This is a genomic window from Treponema putidum (genome assembly GCF_024401155.1).
GTDB lineage: Bacteria > Spirochaetota > Spirochaetia > Treponematales > Treponemataceae > Treponema_B > Treponema_B putidum.
Genome location: NZ_CP038804.1, coordinates 1,010,473 through 1,030,048 on the forward strand (window position 1 = coordinate 1,010,473; position 19,576 = coordinate 1,030,048).

Annotated in this window: 20 protein-coding genes and 2 tRNA genes; 18 read left to right on the forward strand and 4 right to left on the reverse strand. The window is 36.6% G+C overall.

Annotation, left to right across the window (positions count from 1 at the left end; all coding sequences use genetic code 11):
- Window positions 1-33 precede the first annotated feature (33 nt).
- Window positions 34-1,497: a hypothetical protein gene (locus E4N74_RS04810; protein WP_255819110.1), complete on the forward strand. Its 1,464-nt coding sequence runs from the start codon at window positions 34-36 to the stop codon at window positions 1,495-1,497.
- Between the two features lie 2 nt (window positions 1,498-1,499).
- Here E4N74_RS04810 and E4N74_RS04815 read toward each other — a convergent pair whose 3' ends face one another.
- Genes E4N74_RS04815 through E4N74_RS04830 form a run of 4 tightly spaced genes read right to left on the reverse strand, consistent with a single transcriptional unit; the run spans window position 1,500 to window position 4,336 of the window.
- Window positions 1,500-1,985, reverse strand: coding sequence for a SoxR reducing system RseC family protein (locus E4N74_RS04815; protein WP_044979299.1), 486 nt, complete (start codon window positions 1,983-1,985; stop codon window positions 1,500-1,502).
- Window positions 1,967-2,770 carry a TIGR00282 family metallophosphoesterase gene (locus E4N74_RS04820; RefSeq protein ID WP_044979301.1) on the reverse strand — a complete coding sequence of 268 codons (804 nt, stop codon included), beginning with the start codon at window positions 2,768-2,770 and terminating at the stop codon, window positions 1,967-1,969. The genes E4N74_RS04815 and E4N74_RS04820 overlap by 19 nt, the downstream gene beginning before the upstream one ends.
- A gap of 3 nt (window positions 2,771-2,773) precedes the next feature.
- Complete coding sequence (locus tag E4N74_RS04825) at window positions 2,774-3,298, reverse strand: tetratricopeptide repeat protein (RefSeq protein ID WP_002671188.1); 525 nt, start codon at window positions 3,296-3,298, stop codon at window positions 2,774-2,776.
- 3 nt (window positions 3,299-3,301) lie between these two features.
- The gene (locus tag E4N74_RS04830; RefSeq protein WP_255819111.1) at window positions 3,302-4,336 is read right to left on the reverse strand and encodes a polyprenyl synthetase family protein; all 1,035 of its coding nucleotides are present in this window, start codon (window positions 4,334-4,336) and stop codon (window positions 3,302-3,304) included.
- A gap of 156 nt (window positions 4,337-4,492) precedes the next feature.
- On the opposite strand from E4N74_RS04830, the gene ligA reads away from it, so the two are divergent.
- From ligA to E4N74_RS04915, 17 genes are all read left to right on the forward strand, one after another.
- Window positions 4,493-6,436, forward strand: a complete 1,944-nt coding sequence (gene ligA, locus E4N74_RS04835; protein WP_255819114.1) for an NAD-dependent DNA ligase LigA — start codon at window positions 4,493-4,495, stop codon at window positions 6,434-6,436.
- A gap of 2 nt (window positions 6,437-6,438) precedes the next feature.
- The gene (locus E4N74_RS04840) at window positions 6,439-7,041 is read left to right on the forward strand and encodes a hypothetical protein (RefSeq protein ID WP_044979303.1); all 603 of its coding nucleotides are present in this window, start codon (window positions 6,439-6,441) and stop codon (window positions 7,039-7,041) included.
- A 140-nt stretch (window positions 7,042-7,181) separates the two neighbouring features.
- Window positions 7,182-7,256 (forward strand) — tRNA-Thr (locus E4N74_RS04845).
- Window positions 7,257-7,262: 6 nt separating this feature from the next.
- Window positions 7,263-7,344: transfer RNA gene (locus E4N74_RS04850), tRNA-Tyr, on the forward strand.
- 74 nt (window positions 7,345-7,418) lie between these two features.
- Window positions 7,419-7,865: a YkgJ family cysteine cluster protein gene (locus E4N74_RS04855; protein WP_044979803.1), complete on the forward strand. Its 447-nt coding sequence runs from the start codon at window positions 7,419-7,421 to the stop codon at window positions 7,863-7,865.
- Window positions 7,866-7,894: 29 nt separating this feature from the next.
- A complete protein-coding gene (locus E4N74_RS04860) occupies window positions 7,895-8,857 on the forward strand; it encodes an MBL fold metallo-hydrolase (RefSeq protein ID WP_255806369.1) in 963 nt (320 codons plus the stop codon).
- Window positions 8,854-9,045, forward strand: a complete 192-nt coding sequence (locus E4N74_RS04865; RefSeq protein WP_044979305.1) for a hypothetical protein — start codon at window positions 8,854-8,856, stop codon at window positions 9,043-9,045. Before E4N74_RS04860 ends, E4N74_RS04865 begins: the two co-directional genes overlap by 4 nt.
- A gap of 46 nt (window positions 9,046-9,091) precedes the next feature.
- Window positions 9,092-10,120, forward strand: coding sequence for an endolytic transglycosylase MltG (gene mltG, locus E4N74_RS04870; RefSeq protein WP_044979306.1), 1,029 nt, complete (start codon window positions 9,092-9,094; stop codon window positions 10,118-10,120).
- Window positions 10,121-10,195: 75 nt separating this feature from the next.
- Window positions 10,196-11,308, forward strand: coding sequence for a glycosyltransferase family 4 protein (locus E4N74_RS04875; protein WP_044979307.1), 1,113 nt, complete (start codon window positions 10,196-10,198; stop codon window positions 11,306-11,308).
- Window positions 11,309-11,371: 63 nt separating this feature from the next.
- A complete protein-coding gene (locus E4N74_RS04880; protein ID WP_044979308.1) occupies window positions 11,372-11,974 on the forward strand; it encodes a phosphoribosyltransferase in 603 nt (200 codons plus the stop codon).
- Entirely contained in the window at window positions 11,971-14,199 is a 2,229-nt protein-coding gene (locus tag E4N74_RS04885) for a chitobiase/beta-hexosaminidase C-terminal domain-containing protein (RefSeq protein ID WP_255819116.1), read from the forward strand. Before E4N74_RS04880 ends, E4N74_RS04885 begins: the two co-directional genes overlap by 4 nt.
- Entirely contained in the window at window positions 14,199-14,801 is a 603-nt protein-coding gene (locus E4N74_RS04890) for a ribonuclease HII (RefSeq protein WP_255819118.1), read from the forward strand. Before E4N74_RS04885 ends, E4N74_RS04890 begins: the two co-directional genes overlap by 1 nt.
- A 131-nt stretch (window positions 14,802-14,932) precedes the next feature.
- Window positions 14,933-15,874, forward strand: a complete 942-nt coding sequence (locus E4N74_RS04895) for a 2-keto-3-deoxygluconate permease (protein WP_255819120.1) — start codon at window positions 14,933-14,935, stop codon at window positions 15,872-15,874.
- Window positions 15,871-17,106: a four-carbon acid sugar kinase family protein gene (locus E4N74_RS04900; protein ID WP_255806372.1), complete on the forward strand. Its 1,236-nt coding sequence runs from the start codon at window positions 15,871-15,873 to the stop codon at window positions 17,104-17,106. Before E4N74_RS04895 ends, E4N74_RS04900 begins: the two co-directional genes overlap by 4 nt.
- Entirely contained in the window at window positions 17,103-18,071 is a 969-nt protein-coding gene (pdxA, locus tag E4N74_RS04905) for a 4-hydroxythreonine-4-phosphate dehydrogenase PdxA (RefSeq protein WP_044979804.1), read from the forward strand. The genes E4N74_RS04900 and pdxA overlap by 4 nt, the downstream gene beginning before the upstream one ends.
- 18 nt (window positions 18,072-18,089) lie before the next feature.
- Window positions 18,090-18,395, forward strand: coding sequence for a UxaA family hydrolase (locus E4N74_RS04910; RefSeq protein WP_255806374.1), 306 nt, complete (start codon window positions 18,090-18,092; stop codon window positions 18,393-18,395).
- The gene (locus E4N74_RS04915; RefSeq protein ID WP_044979315.1) at window positions 18,392-19,549 is read left to right on the forward strand and encodes a UxaA family hydrolase; all 1,158 of its coding nucleotides are present in this window, start codon (window positions 18,392-18,394) and stop codon (window positions 19,547-19,549) included. Before E4N74_RS04910 ends, E4N74_RS04915 begins: the two co-directional genes overlap by 4 nt.
- Window positions 19,550-19,576: the final 27 nt, after the last annotated feature.

Genomic DNA, 19,576 nt, shown 5'->3' on the forward strand with positions numbered 1-19,576 from the left:
TAAGTTAAGTTCCCTATCAATTTATCCGATACTATGAACATGGGCAGGCTTAGCATAAACTTTAAAAGATATATTTGTATTTTGTTTTTTTCTCTTTCGTTTTTTGCCGTTTATCCTGATGATGAGATTAAGGAGTCATATGACAGCGAATTTTTAAAGGCTGATGAGGGGCTTATTCCTCTTGTTCCTTTAGATCGAGTGCCCGATTCCGCCTTGGTTAGAAGGGATATTGCAAGATCATGGCTTTTAGATGCTCCTGAAGAAATTGCTTCTAAACATTTACACATTGAAGCGGATTCTGCCGGGAACCTTTTTAAAATAAGATCAGTATATCTAAAAGAAAAAAATCTCCTTGCCGTAGTTATAAGTCCAATAGATACCGAGTTTTCAAACCTCGAAAAGGTTCCACAAGGGACATGGATTTTATACAGAAATTATGAAACCGGAGCACCCGACTGTATTAGAATTTATCCGCGTGAAAATCCCGAACTTTATTTAAACATAAGGCCTTCATCATCAAAAGATAAATCTCTTATAAGTATTTGCCTTTTTAATACTTATGTCAGAAAAGATATTTCCGTAGGTGTTCCTTTTGAGAGTTTATATTATTTACCGCTTTTAAAATTAAGGGACATTACAAAGGATATGCTTCCTTGGGACATCTTCAATCCGCCGATTTTTTATAACGGTGTGGAAGCGGCTTCAGATACGATTAGGGACAGATTAAACACCTTGGTTTATATCGAAGACGGAGCCTTTGATGAATTCGGAAAGCCTGTCCATTTAAGGGACGGGAAAGCTCAAACTGAGGATGATATTGTTAAAGCCATTCGGCCCGATCAGAGGCTTAAAGACATAAAGGGCGGAGTAAACTGTTCAGGTTTTGCCAAATGGATAGTAGACGGGATGATTAGGCCAATAGCAGGGCAGGGTATCTTTATTAAAAGCCTTAAAACCGAAACCGATGTGCCTGATACTTATTTTACTAAGCCCTACAAAGAAAGAGAACTCTATTTCGGCCTTGAGTGGATACGTAATCTGGCTGCTGCAGCTTTAAGTTTAAATGTAAAGCGCACTGTAAAGCCGATAGGTTCCGGCGTTGACGTTACGATTGAACCCTTTGCTCTTGTGCCTCCCATAAAGCAAAAGAATGTAAAAGAAGATTTTGCTTCGTTTAAGGGATATGAAAAAACTGCGGGTTATCAGACTTCTTATTTGCAAGCCCTCCTTTATTATCTTGCTATAAGCGAGCCGGGACATTTTTATTTGGGAGCAGTAAGTCGTGCTGTAAGCTCGGAAAAAGGAAATCCGCCTCTTAGGCAATATCATCATATTGCAGCCTTTTTCCCTTATTTTGACGTTTTCGGCAATTTTCATATTGATGTGTATGAAAGCGGAGAAGAAACTTCAATAGAGCAGTTTATGAGCTTGAACTCTGATGCCTTTACAGCCTTGGTCAGAATCAGGGCTCCTCAACCCGGAGTATTTAACCCGTAAAATTAACCGCTTATCACTTGAGGCAGTGCCTTATCTCCCATTTTATTTTTTAATAAAAAGGCTAGGGCACTTCCCGTTAAAAGCCCTAAAAAAAGGCCTCCTACAACGGCTTTTTCGGTATAAAAAATAAAGTAGGAACTCAAACTGAAAACAAAGGCTAAAAGTATTGGAAGAATAACCGAAGAAATGGTTTGAATTCTTGTTTGGGATTCCTTAATTTCTACAATAACTAAGTCTCCTTTTTTTAAATTTTTCCCGCTATTGTTTAAGGCCGTAATCTTATTTCCGCTGACAGCAAAAAGCCCCTTTTCCTTATTTTTGCCGGCAAAACCGCAGCCTCCGCAGGTTGCACAGCTTTTTACTGTGTAGCAATCTTTTTGTTTTATGGAACAGGCGTTTTCGGTTTTTGAATTATCCAAATCTATGTTTATCTTTTCTACATTGTTTTTATCAGTCCAAACTGACGTAACTATTCCGTGTCTTTGCAAAGTTCCGACTCCTCAAAAATTCTTTTTATTTCTATCGCTTTTCCCTTATCATCGGTTTTGACAAAAACGCCTTGAAGAACGGGGCGTGCCCAAGCGTCTTTTCCGAAATCGGGAAGGCAGGTGCGGTACTCTCTTATCTTATCTTCAATTGCGTATCCGCCGACCGAATTAAGGCTTCCTGTTCTGCCTGCATCCGTTATATAAGCGGTTTTATTTTCTAAAATACACTCATCGGCTGTTTGCACCCTTGTTCCTGAGCCGATTATGGCTGAAATCTTACCTGAAAGTAAAAAGCCAAGTGCCTGTTTTTCGGCAGTTGCAAAAGAGGAAAAGTCTAAAAAGATTATGTCCGATTCTTCTTTTAATCGGGAAACAAGTTTTTCGGTTTCAGTAAATGGATTTTCAGCCATTATTTTATGATGCCCTATTCTGCCTATGGCTGAAATGACGGCTATTTTCTTGTTCGGCTTTAAATTGAAAATCTTCCACCCATTACCGGGAGATTCCGACGGCAAATTAAAAGGACGTAAAACATGGGGTGTTTTAGGAAGGTCATCCACAAGGTCTTTTTTTTGAAAGATTAAATCTCCTGAAGTGATACAGTCGATGCCTAATTTTTTTAAGTAGACGGCATGCTGTTTTCCAAGCCCTCCCGAGCCTGTAGCCGAATTTGCATTAGCAATAACAAAATCGGCCTTGTATTTTTCTTTTAAATTTGAAAGTTGTGTTTTTACAAGCCATACACCGGCCTTGCCTGTAATCTCGGCAATATATAAAATATTCATTATTTATTCTTGATAATCCATCTCTTTTAAAATTTTATTGCATCTTTCGGCCAAATCGTTCATTCCCAATTCAAGATATGTATCACGCAGGTTAAAAACCGCATCCCCCATTTCAGGGTCAAGTGTAACGGCCGATTCAAAGGCTCTCCGTGCAGCCCTATAGTTTTCCTTATTAAACAAAACCGTTCCGTAATTATTCCAAACCCTTCCGTTTTCGGGCTCCAGTTTTATAGCGCTTTCAAAGGCTCTTTCTGCCTGATCGATGTCTCCCGTTTCAAATAAAACAAGCCCTAATGAATCCCAAGCGTCAGCCTCATAGGGATTATATTTTAGGGATTGAAAAAGGGCAAACTTACTGTCATTTTGCCTTTTAGCGGCATAGTAGCTCAAGCCTAGGTTGAGCCACATAAGGCTGTTATCGGGTTCAAGGGCAAGCCCTTTTTTTAAGCAGGCTATAGCTTCATTGTGAAAGCCCTGCATAGACATGCTCACTCCCGTATCGTTAAAAAATTGAGCCGATTCTTGCATTTTCTACCTCAATATCGTGTTAAACAAATCGAAGATAAGTTCTTTTGCTTCGTTTTGTTTGTAATTATTTTGAAGCTTTATCAATGAAGCTTCTACAATCTTTTTTCCGTACTCTTCAGCCCTTTTTACGGCCTTTGAAGAACAAATAGCCTCAATACAGACTTCTACTGAAGGAGATTCTATCCCTTCTTTTGCAGCCTGTTTAAATAAAAGTTTTATTTTTTCGGCACCTTCCGGATTTTCTTCAGTATAAAAAATTAGGGGCAGGCTTTTTTTGCCTTCAACTATGTCATCTCCCCGCCTTTTACCGGCATTGCCTTCAGTAATATTTTTTACATCATCCAATATCTGAAAACCTATTCCTATATCTGTCATAAGTTTTCCGTATTCAAGTACCTCATTGATAGGTTTACAGGCAGCTATAAACCCCAATTCTCCTGCCAATTTTGCAAGAGAACCTGTTTTTAGGCTTATCATAGTTATGTATTCGTCGACTGACGGAATTATATCGGGATTTGAATGCCAGCCTATATCCATAGACTGCCCTAAATGAAGCCTTCTTAAATTTTGCGAGTAAAGCGAGTATATTTCGGCCTTTACCGATTCGGAAGTCCCGTAATTGATCAGGGGATTAAGGGCTTCAAAATAAAGCCATGAGGCGGAATTTAAAGCCGTATCAAGCCCGTATTTTATGTGAGCCGCAGGAGCCCCTCTGCGGGTATCGGATTTATCCTCTATATCGTCATGGACAAGGCTTGCCGTATGACAAAACTCGATGAGGGGGGTAAGGGGGTAGGCCTTTTCGGGATAGCCTTCTGCAAGTTCGCATGAAAGAACGCATAGAAGGGGGCGCCACCTTTTTCCTCCGCGTTTTACCAAATCTCTTACAGGATTGATGATATTCAAAAAAAAGCCGTCCGGCAAGCCGTAAGCTGATTCGCCGAAACTTTGAGAAATCCACGAAGAGCTTATCTTTTCGGGTAAAAAATAATCGAGAGTCTTTTCAATATGTTGAAGCCGATTTTTTAAGTTTATCATCTTTTCACAATATATCACAAAAAGAGAAAATTGGCAATCTATATTAAATTATACTTTATTTTTACATATCAAAAATTTTTACATTCTTGGGGAGTTTAAAATATCGGTATCTACATCTTTTATAATTCTTAAATTTATGCTATGCTGAAAACAGTTATGTTACCAGAAAAAGAAAAAAAAATTTTAGACCTTGAAAAGACCATAAAAAAACATCAAAACCTTTATTATAATGCCCAGCCTGAAATCTCTGATGCTGAATTCGATGCTCTTTGGGACGAATTAAAAGCCTTAGACCCTCAAAATAAACTTTTTTTTACCGTTCCTGTAGAATCTACCGACGGTTTTACAAAATCGGAACATATTATCCCTATGGGAAGCCAAGAAAAGGCCGCCGATCCGCCCTCATTTGAGGCTTGGGCTTTAAAGATGCCCTTTAAAGAATACATCGTTCAATATAAAATGGACGGAGCAAGCCTTGAGCTTCAATACGAAGAAGGGCAGTTCGTGCGTGCCGTTACCAGAGGCGACGGAAAAATCGGGGATGATATAACCGAGAATGTGCTTAAAATGAAAGGGCTGATAAAAGACATTACTGTAAATGCGGGGCCTGCCGATGGGACTAAACCCTTTTCCGGCGGAATAAGGTGCGAGGTTATAATGCTCCGTTCCATTCATCAAAAATATTTTAAAGATAAGGCTAATTGCCGAAATGCCGCAAACGGGCTTATGAAAAAAAAGAACGGAGAATTGTGCGAGCACCTAAACCTCTTTGCCTATGATGCCGTTCAAGGAAGTATAGGAAGTCCCTTTACAGGAGAAGCTCCCTTTAAAACCGAGTCCGAAAAACTCATCTGGCTTAAAGAAGCGGGTTTTAATTGTGTTGAAGTAAAATACTGTAAAAGCATTGATGAGGTAATAGAATATAGGGCTCATGTTATGGATATCCGCCCTTCATTGGACTATGACATAGACGGCCTCGTAATCAAAAACGATACAATCGATCCTGATGACATGAAAAGAGCCCGCCCCGAAAAACAAATAGCCTTTAAATTCAGCTTGGAAGAAGCTATTACCGTTCTAAAAGAAATCGAATGGAGCGAATCGGGGGCTACCTATACGCCCATAGCCCTTATCGAGCCTGTACGCATTGCCGGTACTACGGTAAAAAGAGCGAGCCTTGCAAACCCGAACATAATCAAGGCTTTAAACTTGAAAATAGGAAGCAGGGTAGTGGTAACCAAGAGGGGAGAGATAATTCCTAAGATAGAAGCCCTTGTAGAAAATCCTCAGGATGTTAAAGAAATAGAATATCCTGCAGTCTGTTCCGTCTGCGGAACCCCTCTTACTAATGAGGGATCAAGGCTTTATTGTCCTAATATGAGCTGTCCTAAACTTATTCATCACCGAATCGAAAAATGGATAAGCGTTCTTGACATAAGGGATTTCGGTATTACCCTCATAAAAAGGCTTTTTGAGATGGGACGGGTTAATTCCATTATGGACTTATATACCCTCACTGTTGAAGAACTGTCTGCTTTAGACCGCATGGGAAAGCTTTCAGCCGAAAAGGTTTATAAGGCTCTTCATTCCAAAAAAGAAATAAGTTTAACTAAATTTATAGCAGGTTTCGATATTGAAGGTATAGGCGAGACTATGGTCGAAAAGCTTGAAGAAGCTGGTTTTGATGATTTAAATAAACTTCTTGCTGCCTCGGAAGCCGACTTTGCAAATGTCTACCAGTTCGGTCAAGTCCTCTCCCATACTTTGGTAACCAATCTTTCAGTCTTAAAAGATGAAATGACAGGATTGATAGATAAGGGGTTTATAAAAATTAAACTTCCGCTTACCTCAGAAGAAGGTGCCGTTTTAAAGGGTATGAGTTTTTGCTTTACAGGAGAACTTAACACGATGAAAAGGTCTCAGGCTGAAGCCTTGGTGAAGGAAAAGGGCGGAACGGTAAAATCCTCTGTTATAAAGGGCTTAAGTTATCTTGTAACCAATACGCCTGATTCCGGTTCATCTAAAAACAAAAAAGCCCAAGAATTAGGAACCGCTATCATAACCGAAGAGGCTTTTTTAAAACTTATTGGGAAGGAATAGCCTTGTTAAAGAGAAAAAAAAGATTTTTAATTATTTTTTTATCCGTCTCATCCCTGTTTTTTATAATTTTTGGGTCGGTAAGTTTTTATAATTATAAACTAGGCTATATCAAGCAAAAGCTTTCCAAATCAAATTTAGATATTCATAATACGGGAACGGTAATAAAAACATTCGGACAAAATACCGAGACAGTCAGTGCCGTTATTTCTTTTTTTACTCCGAGAGGATATCTTATAAACAGCTATGAAAGAGCTTGGCACGGATGGGAGCTTAATCTTGAATGTGTAGTTTTTACTTTTAAATCAGGTTCAGTAGTATTTCCGTATCGGCTTTTTTCTAATGAATCAAAGTACGGTACCGGCGTAAAACTTTTCGATTACTATAACCGAAAGGGGTATCCTGCAATTTACGATTATTCTTTTTTTTCGGATGAAGAGAAGTCTCTTATAAAAACGCTATATAAGTATACTATGTTTTCGCCCTATCTTTTAAAAGTTTTTTCATATGTAAATATAAAAACCGTAAGTTTACGTAATTTTAGGCCGGATACGGAATACCTTTTATATGCCGGTTCCGATGGGGAAATCAAATTTATAAAAAATTAAATCAGAAAAGCTTTAAAAACCTTAGTTTTTGATAACCGTACTCAAAATTATCTTAAAAATTTCCTTTAAAATCCATTAAAACCCGTTAAAACCTATTGACAAAATTCGGTATATAGAGTAAAGTTTTCTTCGTTGTCTATGCCAACTTAGCTCAGCTGGTCCAGAGCACGTGATTTGTAATCTCGGGGTCTAGGGTTCGAATCCCTAAGTTGGCTTTTTATGGGGAGTTTCCCGAGCGGTCAAAGGGGGCAGACTGTAAATCTGTTGGCTATGCCTTCCAAGGTCCGAATCCTTGACTCCCCATTTTAGGGATTGTTTTAAATCTTTTGATAAAAAAGAGCTTGAAACAATCCCTTTTTTGTTTTATACTATTGGATATGGATAATAAATTCTGGAAAGACGGTTTAAAATTTTCATGTACAAGATGTTCGGCCTGTTGCCGATTTGATCCGGGATTTGTGTTTTTGTCCGAAAATGACCTTTCGAGATTATTAGAGTGGAATTATATGCCGAAAGATGAATTTATAAAAGTATATTGCCGCTGGGTTCCCAAGGATGACGGTTTTGAGTACCTATCCTTAAAAGAAAAATCCAATTATGACTGTATACTTTGGGATCAGGGATGTAAGGCTTATACTGCCAGACCTAGACAATGTTCGGATTTTCCGTTTTGGAATTCGATTTTAAGTTCAAAGGATATGTGGGATATAAATGCCCGATACTGTCCCGGTATGGGAAAGGGTGAATTTTATTCTGCCGAAAAAATTGAAAAGATTCTTACAAGGAGAAAAGCTGAACCTTGTATTAAACGAAGAGTAGAGTAAAATTTTAAGGAAGAATTTTTGGAGTATTTATGCTTGTAAAATTTTGGGGTGTTAGGGGGTCTCTTCCGGCTCCTCTTACACCGTCTCAAGTTCAAAGTAAAATTGCAGCTGTAGTTCAAAGGATAACTCTAAAAGACATCGAAAGTCAGGATTCAAGGGAGCGTTTTTTAGCCTCTCTTCCAAAATGGCTCTTCGGTACAATAGGTTCCAATACATCCTGTGTCGAGGTTGAAACCAAAGACGGTGAACATTTGATTTTTGATGCAGGAACGGGAATAAGGGAGTTGGGAATTGATTTAATGAAGAGGCCTGACTACGGAAAAAACAGAACCTATCATTTATTTTTTTCTCACTTTCATTGGGATCATATTCAAGGTCTTCCTTTTTTTAATCCGGCCTTCGATCCTCAAAATAAAATTATAGTATACAGTACCCGAAAAAAAGCAAAAGAATTTTTAGAAGATCAAATGAAATACCCGTATTTTCCTATTTCGATGCTTGGGGAGGACGGCTTCGGTGCTTCCTTTGAGTTTAAATATATTGAGCCTGATCAAAAATATGTTGAAATTGGAGATACTAAGATAGGCTGGCACAGAGTACGTCATCCGGGAGGTTGTACCGCCTATTCTATAATCGAAAACGGGAAAAAAATAATTTATTCTACAGATACTGAACTTCGTCCGCGGGATTTTGAACGTAATGAACAAAATGCCGAATTTTATACCGATGCAGAGATGTTGATAATAGATGCTCAGTACACCCTTACCGATTCAATTCTAAAAGAAGGTTGGGGACACTCTACTTTTTCCGTTGCAATCGATTTTGCGGCCGGCTGGAATATAAAAAGTATAGCTCTTTTTCATCATGAACCTACATATAAGGATAAAAAAGTCTTTTCTCTAAAGCAGACCGCTGACTGGTACAGAGATTGTTCCAGTGCGCCCGATATCGAAATTTTTATAGCTCAAGAAGGAACATCGTTTTTAATATGATTGAAACCGAATTACCGTCATATATTTTTTCAGATGATGAATTAAAGTACTTGGCTCTTTATTTTAGAAAAAATGCCGATTCTATCCCTAAGGTATTGGAGAGGCTTTCGGAATTTGCCGAATCTTATGTTTACAGGAAAATGACTATAGGAGAAGCAGAGGCTTTCTTTGAAAGAACCGGTTTATAATAAAACCGTTTTATTATAAACCGATTTATAATAAAAAAGGAATTTTATGAAAAATAAATCAAAGATTATCATTATAATTTTATGTATTTCCGCCTGTCTAATTTTTGCCGGTACTGTATTTTTGGTTTTAGGACTGAATAATCCCCCTTTAGAATTTTTAGAATCCGTTGTTACATTTAAGGTAAACCGCGGTGCTGCCGCAAAAACGGTTATAAGCGATTTAAAAGCTAAAAATCTTATACGTTCGGAGCTTTATGCTTATGCTTATCTTAGGCTTAAAAAACTTAATATAAAAGCCGGCACATATCAAATAAAGCCCGAAATGACGACACGGGATATTTTGCATAAACTTACCGAAGGTTCTCAAGCCCTTAAAAAACTTACCATTCCTGAGGGCTTAACTCTAAAAAAAACAGCTCAGCTTTTCGAAAATACCGGTCTTATAAAAGCTGAAGACTTTATTGCAATAACTACTGATCCGGAATTTTTAGAAAAAAACGGAATTAACGCAAAAACGGCCGAAGGTTTTTTATATCCCGATACCTATTTTTTCGGAGAGGAAGACACTCCTGAGATGATGATAAAAATGATTATAAAAACTTTTTTTGAAAAAACTTCATCTATTCCGAATTTTCCTAAAGATTTTTCAGAAATTTATAAAAAAGTAATTTTAGCCAGCATCATTGAAAGAGAATATCAGCTTCCTGAAGAAGCTCCCATAATTTCAAGTGTTTTTACCAATAGACTTAAAATAAACATGGGACTTCAATCATGTGCAACCGTTGAATACATAATTACCGAAATTAAAAACAAAAAACATCCTAAACGTCTTTTTTATGAAGATTTGGAAATTGAAAGTCCTTATAATACCTACATACATGCGGGTCTTCCGCCGGGGCCTATTTCCAATCCCGGCCTTACTGCTTTAAACGCGGCGTGTAATCCTGAAAGTACGGATTATTTTTATTTTAGACTGATAGACCCTGATACCGGAAAGCATATTTTTACAAAAACTATAAGTGAGCATAATAAGGCCGGCGATACATTATTGCTAAAAAAAGCGGCGGGACAATAAAACTTAAAAATTTATGTACTTGTAGAATAAAATTATCATTTATGATATAATTGTTCATGTTCGGAGGAATTTATTTTGAAAATTGGAGTTGATGCGTTCGGATGTGATCACGGCCGCTCAGGTATAGGCTCTTATATACTGTCCATTGTAAAAAATTTGCCTAAAAATGATTACGAATTCGAGCTTTTTGGTCCCGAACTTGATAAGTATACATATACATCCGATATAGATTATGTTTCTTTTACAGGAATAGATATTTCCGATACAAGACTTTCGGAAAAATTTTGGCATTTTAAAAACTTAAACTCCTTTATAAAAAAACAAAGGTATGAGGCCGTAATTTATCCTTCTGGGGTAGAACTTTTACCGCCTGCGTTTACGGTTCCGTCTATTTTGGTTATTCAAGGCCTTTTATCTGCAGACTTAGGAGCTATTGCAAAAATGGGATTAAAAAGAACCCTAAAAAATGCTTTAGGGATAATAAGTCCTACGGAATATATTAAAAAAGATTTGGCAAAATTCGGTGTTCCTGATTCATGCATAAAAGTAATATACAACGGTATTGATAGCTCCCTCTTTAAGCCTATTACAAATTATGAAGACAGGGTCTTAATACAACCCTTTGCAATTCAAAGGCCTTATATAATTTATGCCTCCCGCATGACTCATGAACAAAAGTGTCATGTAGAGTTAATAAAGGCCTTTGCCTTATTTAAAAAAGAAACAGGTTCTTCTCATCGCCTGGTAATTGCAGGTTCTGACGGAAATAATTCCGAGTCTGTTCATAATGCTGTATTACAATCGGGGTTTTCTTCGGATATTTTACTTACAGGTTATTTTCCCCATGAAAGTCTTCCCCAGCTTTATTCCTCAGCAGACCTTTGCGTGTTTCCTTCTATGATCGAAGGAGTCGGTCTACCCATTATTGAGGCCATGGCCTGCGGTGTTCCGGTTGCTTGTGCAAAAGCGGGAGCTCTTCCCGAAATTGCAGGAGATTCGGCATTATTTTTTGACTCAAAAAAACCGGAAGAAATTGCAAAAGCTATTTCTTCTTTAATCGATTGTGATAAAAATGCAGTAAAGCGAAAAGAAATGATAGAAAAAGGCCTTAACTGGGTAAAACAATATAATTGGGAAACTACAGCACATCAGACTGTAGAGTACATAGATTCTCTTTTAAAAAAATAACTAAAAACTATATTGAAAAATATGCAGTAATATGATACAATTTTAAAATATAACGAGAATCTTATGAAAGAGTTTTTAACCTATAACACTGTAAGAGATAACGGTCTCATCCTTGCAAGAAAAATGTATGATGAAAAATATATTCCCGACATTATCTATGCCTCTATGAGGGGCGGAGCTTATTTAGCTAATGTAATAAGCGAATTTTTTAAAATTGCCTATAAAGATGAAAAAAAAATTTTATATTCCACGGTTGTTGCTCACTCATATTCAGGTGTGCATGATAATACGGATGTTATACTTGACGGTTGGACATTTCCTCCAAGTAAGTTAAAACCCGATGCTTCTGTTTTATTGGTAGACGATATTTTTGATTCCGGAGCAACGGTAAATTATCTTGTAACGGATTTGGTTAAACAGGGATTAAAAAGAAAAAATATAAAAATTGCAGTCCATGATTATAAATACTTTCATAATAAAAAGGAACAGTATGAGCATCATCCCGATTATTGGTGCCGAAAACATGACATCTACACCGAAAAAGATAATTTATGGATTCATTATATGAGCCATGAATTAGTCGGTCTTTCGAATGAAGAACTGGAAGAAAATTATTATTCAAAAAATCCTGCTTTAAGAGATGTATTTAAAGGAATAATCAATTGAAAAAAGTTAAGATTCATTTCATTTTAAAATTAGGCTTTGTTATAGCGGCATTTAGTTTTTTTGTTTTAGATTTAAATTGCTATGAATCGGATGAACTTGAAATAAAACAATATTATAAAAAAGACGGTGTAAGCCTTGACATAAAATATCCTGATAATGAGGAAGAATCTCTTTCCGTTTTTTGTAGAGCTTTTAATCCGGTTACTAATTTATATTCAAATTTTAAATTAAAAAAAGGAGAAAGTCCGTTTTTTCCTTTCGGTACGGAGCTATGTGTTTGGGCGCAAAGAGCATCAGGCAAAATGACGAGACCGGTTCATTTGATTGCTGAGCCCTTAGAAGAAAAAAAACTTTTAAATGTTTTAAGCCCTCAGGCTGGAACTTGGAATGAGATTCAACAACTTATAATTCAATCCCCGCCTAGGACACAAATTATATATTCTATTGACGGAACTGATCCTTTGGAATTCGGCCTTATGTATACGGGGCCTATAATCATTGAAAAAGAAGGAAAAATAGAGCTTAGAATAAAAGCAGTAACGGAATCGGGAACTATTACCGAAAAGGTAATAAAATATGAAGTATCCCCTGACGGCTTTCCGTCTCCTAAAATATCTAAGGCGGCCGTAAACGCCTCCGTAAAGGCAGCCTTAAATGAAGAACCTGAGCAAGACCTTGAGTACAATATTTTAAATTGGTATTTTTTGGAATTTGCTTCCGATGATCCTGTTTATTATTTAATAAAAGAAATAAACGAAGACTCACTCCCCGATGTGTCTCAGCTTTTAAACATTTATGACGGTCCTATTTTTATTGATAGAACTCAAGATACTATGATATACTGGGCAAAAGAAAATGAAGAAAATGTAAATAAAATATTTTTGCCTAAAAAACCTATATTATACTCAGTTCCAAAGTTACCTGTAAATAGAAATATTGAGCTTAAATTTGATGATGAGCGTTATACTTATTTTTTTGAAGTCGGAGACGGCAATACTTATCTTTATCCCGATGAAGATTCTTCTCGATTCGAAAAAGAAGCTTCCCATACCTTCGATGTTGGAATAAAAGAAGAACGTTTTTTTGACGTTAAAATAAGAGCTTTCTATGATGGTCTCTTTCATGGAGAGTTTAAAACTGCCTTTACTATAGACAAGCTGCCTCCCGAAAAACCTGAAGTTTCCTTTACTCCTTTATTATCTCCGACAAATTCGGATGTAAAAATAAAAATTAAATCCGCATCCGGTGCAAAAACAGTAGTTGAAATTGAGCCTCCCATTTTTACCTCATCCTCGGAGGACGAGATTGTTTTAATCGGTTCTGTAGGTGAAAAAACAGCTTATTCCGTAAATATTTATAGTAAGGATGAAGCCGGAAATAAGAGTGCAAATATTACAAGAGAATTCATAATAGATAAAAATGCCGTATATGTAGATACTAATTATAAAGGTAAAAATTCTGACGGAAATCCTTCAAAACCGTTTTCCTCTATTTATGAGGCTGTAGATTATATAAATAAAGCATCTATTTTACAAAAAAACAAGATAAGTTCCGAAAAATGGAAAATATATGTAAGAGGTGATTGTATTTTAAATGATGCGGTTCTTATAACAAGAAATATTAAAATTGAGTCCGTAGGTCAAAAGACTTCAATTCATTTTTCAAAAAATTCAGGTTTTGTTGTAATAGGTGCGAATTTTGAAATTGAAAATTGCAATCTTTTTAGAAGAGAAAGAACTGATGAGCCGCGTGAGGTTCCGATAATTTATGCAGATAAGGCAAGTATAAAACTTAATAATGTAAGTTTTCAAGCATTTGAAGGCGGCCCTATTTTAAATTCCGTTTATTCTCATTTGGATATATCGGATACCAAGATAATTTCGGAACAGACAAAGCACTGCCTTATGTTTAACATAAATAACTCTTCGGCTGTTTTTCAAAATACGGATTTTTCAGGAAAAGGATTTTCGGTTGCAGCAATTTCAGCCTCAAATTCGATTATTGAGCTTGATAATCTAAATGCTTCACTTAGCCCGAATTTTACCGCAAGATTTTTAGAGGCTTGGAATTCCGAAATATCTTTAGGAAAGCTTAATCTTATCCGTTTGCCTGAAGAGACTGCAAATAAGGATACCGCTGTTTGGTATAATAAGAATTCAAGAATGGATATTAAATATAAACCCATTGTCAGAGGATTTTCAAAATCAATTGAGAGAGAGCCGTAATGTTATGCGGTATAGACGAGGCGGGAAGAGGCCCTCTTGCAGGCCCCGTTACGGCAGCCGCCGTTATCCTCCCAAAAGACTTTGATGTTTCAATTTTAAAAGATTCAAAAAAACTGACAGAAAAAAAAAGAGAAGCCGTGCGTAAAACCATATATGCCGACCCAAATGTTCTTTGGTCTATAGGCTGGGCATCAAATCAAGAAATAGATGAGATAAATATCTTGCAGGCAACTTTTTTGGCAATGGAAAGAGCTTATGAATGCCTTTATTTAAAACTTCAAGAATTCTGTAAACTAAATAATTATAAATTTATAGAACCGGATATTATTGTTGACGGTAATTCCATTCCCGGTATTAAAAATTGTTCTTCGATTAAGGCTCTGGTAAAGGCTGATGACTCCGTGTATGAGGTTATGGCTGCTTCTATTTTAGCAAAGACTGCAAGGGACAAAATGATGATGCGCTATTCTTGGCTTTACCCGGAATACGGGTACGAAAAACACAAGGGATATGGTACAAAAAAACATATAGAAGCCGTCAGAATTTTCGGTTCAAGTCCCATTCAACGAAAATCATTTTATATAAAGAGCGTAGAAAAATAAATTTTAAATTTTTTTTTAAAATTTTACTTGACAGATCTGAAAAGCTGTGTTAGCATAAATTAAAGCACATAAAAACACATAAAAGAACATAAAAACACAAATGTTTTTTTTGTGAAATTTTGGAGGTTATTGTGAAAATTTTGTCGTCAATTAAAAAAATTCCAGGCGGTTTAATGGTTGTTCCTTTGCTTATAGGGGCTATTATGAATACTTTTGTTCCCGGTGCACTTCAAATAGGGGGCTTTACCACTGCGCTGTTTAAACAAGGTGCTATTGCTTTAATAGCTCTCTTTGTTTTATGTAACGGCGCTCAAATCAATGTAAAGCAAGTTGGCCGGCCTCTTATAAAAGGGATCGCTTTGACAGCAATCAAATTTTTCTTGGGAGCTCTTCTTGGCTGGTTGATTAATAAGATTTTCGGTATGGCAGGAATTTTGGGTATAACTCCGCTTGCAATCGTTGCTGCTCTTACAAATTCAAATGGAGGACTGTATGCAGCTCTTGCCGGTGAGTATGGAGATTCATCCGATGTAGGTGCTGTAAGTGTTTTATCATTAAATGACGGCCCTTTCTTTACTATGCTCGCTTTCGGAATAACCGGGATAGCCAATATTCCTTTTATTGCTTTTGTGTCTGTTTTGGTTCCTATTGTTATAGGGTTTATATTAGGAAATTTGGACGAAGATATGAGAAAATTTTTGGCTCAAGGAACAGTTGTTTTGATACCGTTTTTTGCATTTCCTTTAGGGGCTGGTTTGGATCTTAAGTCTATTGTGGGAGCAGGACTTCCTGGAATTGTTCTTGGTGTAGTTTGTACATTACTGACAGGTTTAGGCGGCTACTTTATTTCTGCACTTTACAATAAAGGAAAAAGAACGGCCGTTTCAGCTGCAATAGGAACTACTGCCGGAAACGCTGTCGGAACCCCCGCCGTCTTGGCCTTAGCGGATTCTAATTTATTGCCGTATGTTGAAGTTTCTACTGCACAAATCGCTGCTGCTATTATCGTAACGGCTATTTTATGTCCATTGCTGGTTTCCGTATTGGCAAAACGTGAAAAAAAGGCATTATGAAAAACAAGAATAGCAAATATTTAATCATTGCTGATGATTTTACCGGAGCAAACGATACAGGCGTGCAGTTGAAAAAAAGAGGATTCGCAACCAAGGTTGTTTTTTCTTCATCTTCCGTTGATGCCGGCGACAAGTGTCTGGTGTTTGATACTGAAACTAGAGCTATACCAAAACAAGATGCTTATAAAAAGCTCAAATCTAATATGTTAGAATTAGTTTCTAAACATGAATTTGATATAATTTATAAGAAAGTAGATTCAGCTTTGCGGGGTAATATTGTAGATGAGGTTTTAGCCATAGTAGAAGTATATAAACCTGAGGTAGTTTTGTTTGCTCCGGCTCTTCCAAAACTTGGTCGGACTACTCAAAACGGAATTCAGAAAATACATAATACACGGCTTATGGAAACCGAGTTTGTAAGAGATCCTATAAATCCCATAGTATCCGATAACATAACTGATATATTAAAAGAAATTTCAGGGAGTCCTGTGCGGCATATAAGTTTGACGGAATTGTATTCAAAAGATACGATCATAAATGCTGATTGTTTATATTATACATTTGATGCAAGCACTGTTGAAGATATGGAGCAAATAGCAAAAATCGGATTATCAAATACTAAAAAAACATTATGGATAGGCTCGGCAGGTTTGGCTGAAGGAATTTTTAATGTTTTATATCCGCAAAAGCCTTCGCTGGTAATTGTCGGCAGTACCAGTCAAAAAAGCATTGAACAGTTAAATTATGCAAAAAAACAGGGGCGGTATATATTGGAACTTGATATTCCTAAGATTATGGAATCAGGTATTTATGATTCCGTATTTGAAAATGCCGTTTCAGTTTTAAAGAAAAATCAAGATTTGATTATTACCTCTTGTTTTTCCGAAACATCTTTTAACGAAGTTGTCAATTATGCAAGTAAAAAAGGCATTACTAAACAAGAGACGGCAGGTATTGTTAGAAACATATTAGGCGAAATTACAAAAAAAATACTTGCCGATGTAGAAATAGGAGGTCTTTTTTTAACGGGAGGTGATACGGCTATATCTATTATGCATAATTTAAATACACAAGGTGTTGAAATTTTACATGAAGTTACACCTGGTGTTATTGCTTCACGATTATTGGATGGGTTATACAAGGGGCTTGTTATAATGACAAAAGCAGGTTCCTTTGGCGAAGAAGATACTATTGATAAGTGTATTTTGAAAATGAAGGAGGTGATAATTTGAATTATTTAGGAATTACCATAGGTGATCCGGCCGGGATAGGACCTGAGATATCTTTGAAAATGTTGGATAAGTATGCAGACTACAAGAATTCGGTCATTCTGTATGGAAGTATATCTATACTCGAGTATTATAAAAATATATTACATCTTACCTCTGATTTTTCTTTGATAACAAACCCGAATGAATTTCAAAAAGGAAAAATCAATATTATAAATGTAGTCGATTTAGATACCAGCAGCATATCCATAGGAAATGTGTCGGGCATATGCGGAAGATGTGCTTACTTGTATGTAGAGAAAGCTATTCACGATGCATTGGAGGGTAAAATAAAAGCTGTGGTAACTGCTCCGCTAAATAAAGAAGCTTTAAACAAAGGAGGCTATGCTTATGAGGGACATACGGAAATATTTGCAAAATTGACAAATACTAAAAAATATGCAATGATGCTCTGGAGTGAAAAATTATCCGTAATTCATGTATCAACTCATTGCTCATTAAAAAATGCTTGCGAGAGGGCTACAAAAGAAAGAGTTTTTGATACAATCGAGTTGGCTCAAAATGGTTTACAAAAGATGGGAGTTAAAAATCCAAGAATTGCTGTGGCAGGATTAAATCCTCATAGCGGTGAATCCGGCCTTTTCGGGAGTGAAGAAATAGAACAAATTCTTCCTGCAATAAATGAAGCGAAAAAAAAAGGCTGGAATGTGGACGGCCCTATTTCACCCGATGTTGTATTTTTAAAAGCATATAAAGGTGATTATGATATTGTAGTTGCAATGTATCATGATCAGGGGCACATTCCATTAAAACTATTGGCTTTTGGTAATGGAGTGAATATTACCTTAGGTCTGCCGATTGTTAGAACATCCGTTGACCACGGAACTGCATTTGATATTGCAGGGAAAGGAATCGCAAATGAAGAAGATTTATTCTATGCCTTGAGTGTAGGAAAAAAATTTATATAATAAAAAAGAGTAAACAGTATGGAAGAAAACAAAATTATAAATGCAATTATTATTACTGATAGCGATGATGTTGTTACGGCTATAACCGATCTGAAAAAAGGAGATACGGTAAGATATTTATCGGGTAAGAAACTTTTAAAGGAATTTACTTTAAAGGATGATATTCCTTTCGGTCACAAAGCTGCTGTAAGAGATATTGCATGTAAAAGCGATGTAATTAAATATGGAGAAAGTATAGGCAGGGCTACTAAAGATATTTTAATTGGTCAACATGTTCATATTCACAATTTAGAAAGTAAAAGAGGAAGAGGAGACTTAAAATGAAATTCATGGGTTACAGAAGAAAAGACGGTAAGGTCGGTATCAGAAATCACGTACTGGTTTTGGCAACAAGTGTATGTTCAAATAAAGTTGCTGAAGATATTTCAAGAGCTGTTGAAGGAACCACATTCATCAATAATACATATGGATGCTGCCAATTAGGTGTTGACTTCACTTTGACAAGAAGAACAATTGTAAATACATGCTTACATCCAAATGTCGGAGCCGTATTGGTAGTAGGCTTAGGTTGTGAAGGCCTTGAACCTTTAGACATTTATGAGAGTATTAAGGAATCCGGAAAACCTGTAGAAATGTTGACAATTCAGGGAGAAAAAGGAACGCTGAATGCTTATGCAAAGGGTGTATCGATTGCCAGAAAATTTGTTCAAGAAATTTCCTCTATGCAAAAGGAATGCTGTGATATTTCTGAAATTATTTTAGGTATGGAATGCGGCGGTTCCGACACGACATCGGGGCTGGCATCTAATCCCACTTGCGGCATTTGCTCCGATAAAATGGTTGAACTGGGCGGAACAAGTATATTATCTGAAACGACTGAATTTATTGGGGCAGAACACGTTGTTGCCAAAAGAGGAAAAACGGAAGAAATATCGAAGAGAATTTTGGAATTGGTACGTAACTGTGAAAAAAAGGCAATGAGTCTTGGGGTTGATATTCGAGGCAGTCAGCCTACACCCGGAAATATTGTTGGAGGGCTTACTACTATAGAGGAAAAATCTTTAGGCTGTATTCATAAATCAGGGACGAAAGAATTTCAAGGCGTGTTGGATTATGCCGATATTCCTGACTCTCATGGCTTATTTATAATGGATACACCTGGACAGGATATTGAATCGATTACAGGTATGGTAGCTGGAGGTGCTCAAGTTATTATTTTTACTACAGGCCGAGGCAGTCCGACAGGAAATCCTATTGCTCCGGTAATTAAGCTTACCGGTAATAAGAATACATTTGAAGCGATGCAGGATAATATAGATTTTGATGTTTCCGATATTATTCTTGGTAAAGAATCTATCCATGATGCCGGAGAAAGATTATTTGAAGAAATTTTACATGTGTGCAATGGAAAAATAACGAAAGCTGAAGCTTTGAAGCATAAGGAGTTTGGAGTTCTTAGATTAGCATCGACTTTTTAAACATAAGACTTTTTTAAATACTTAATA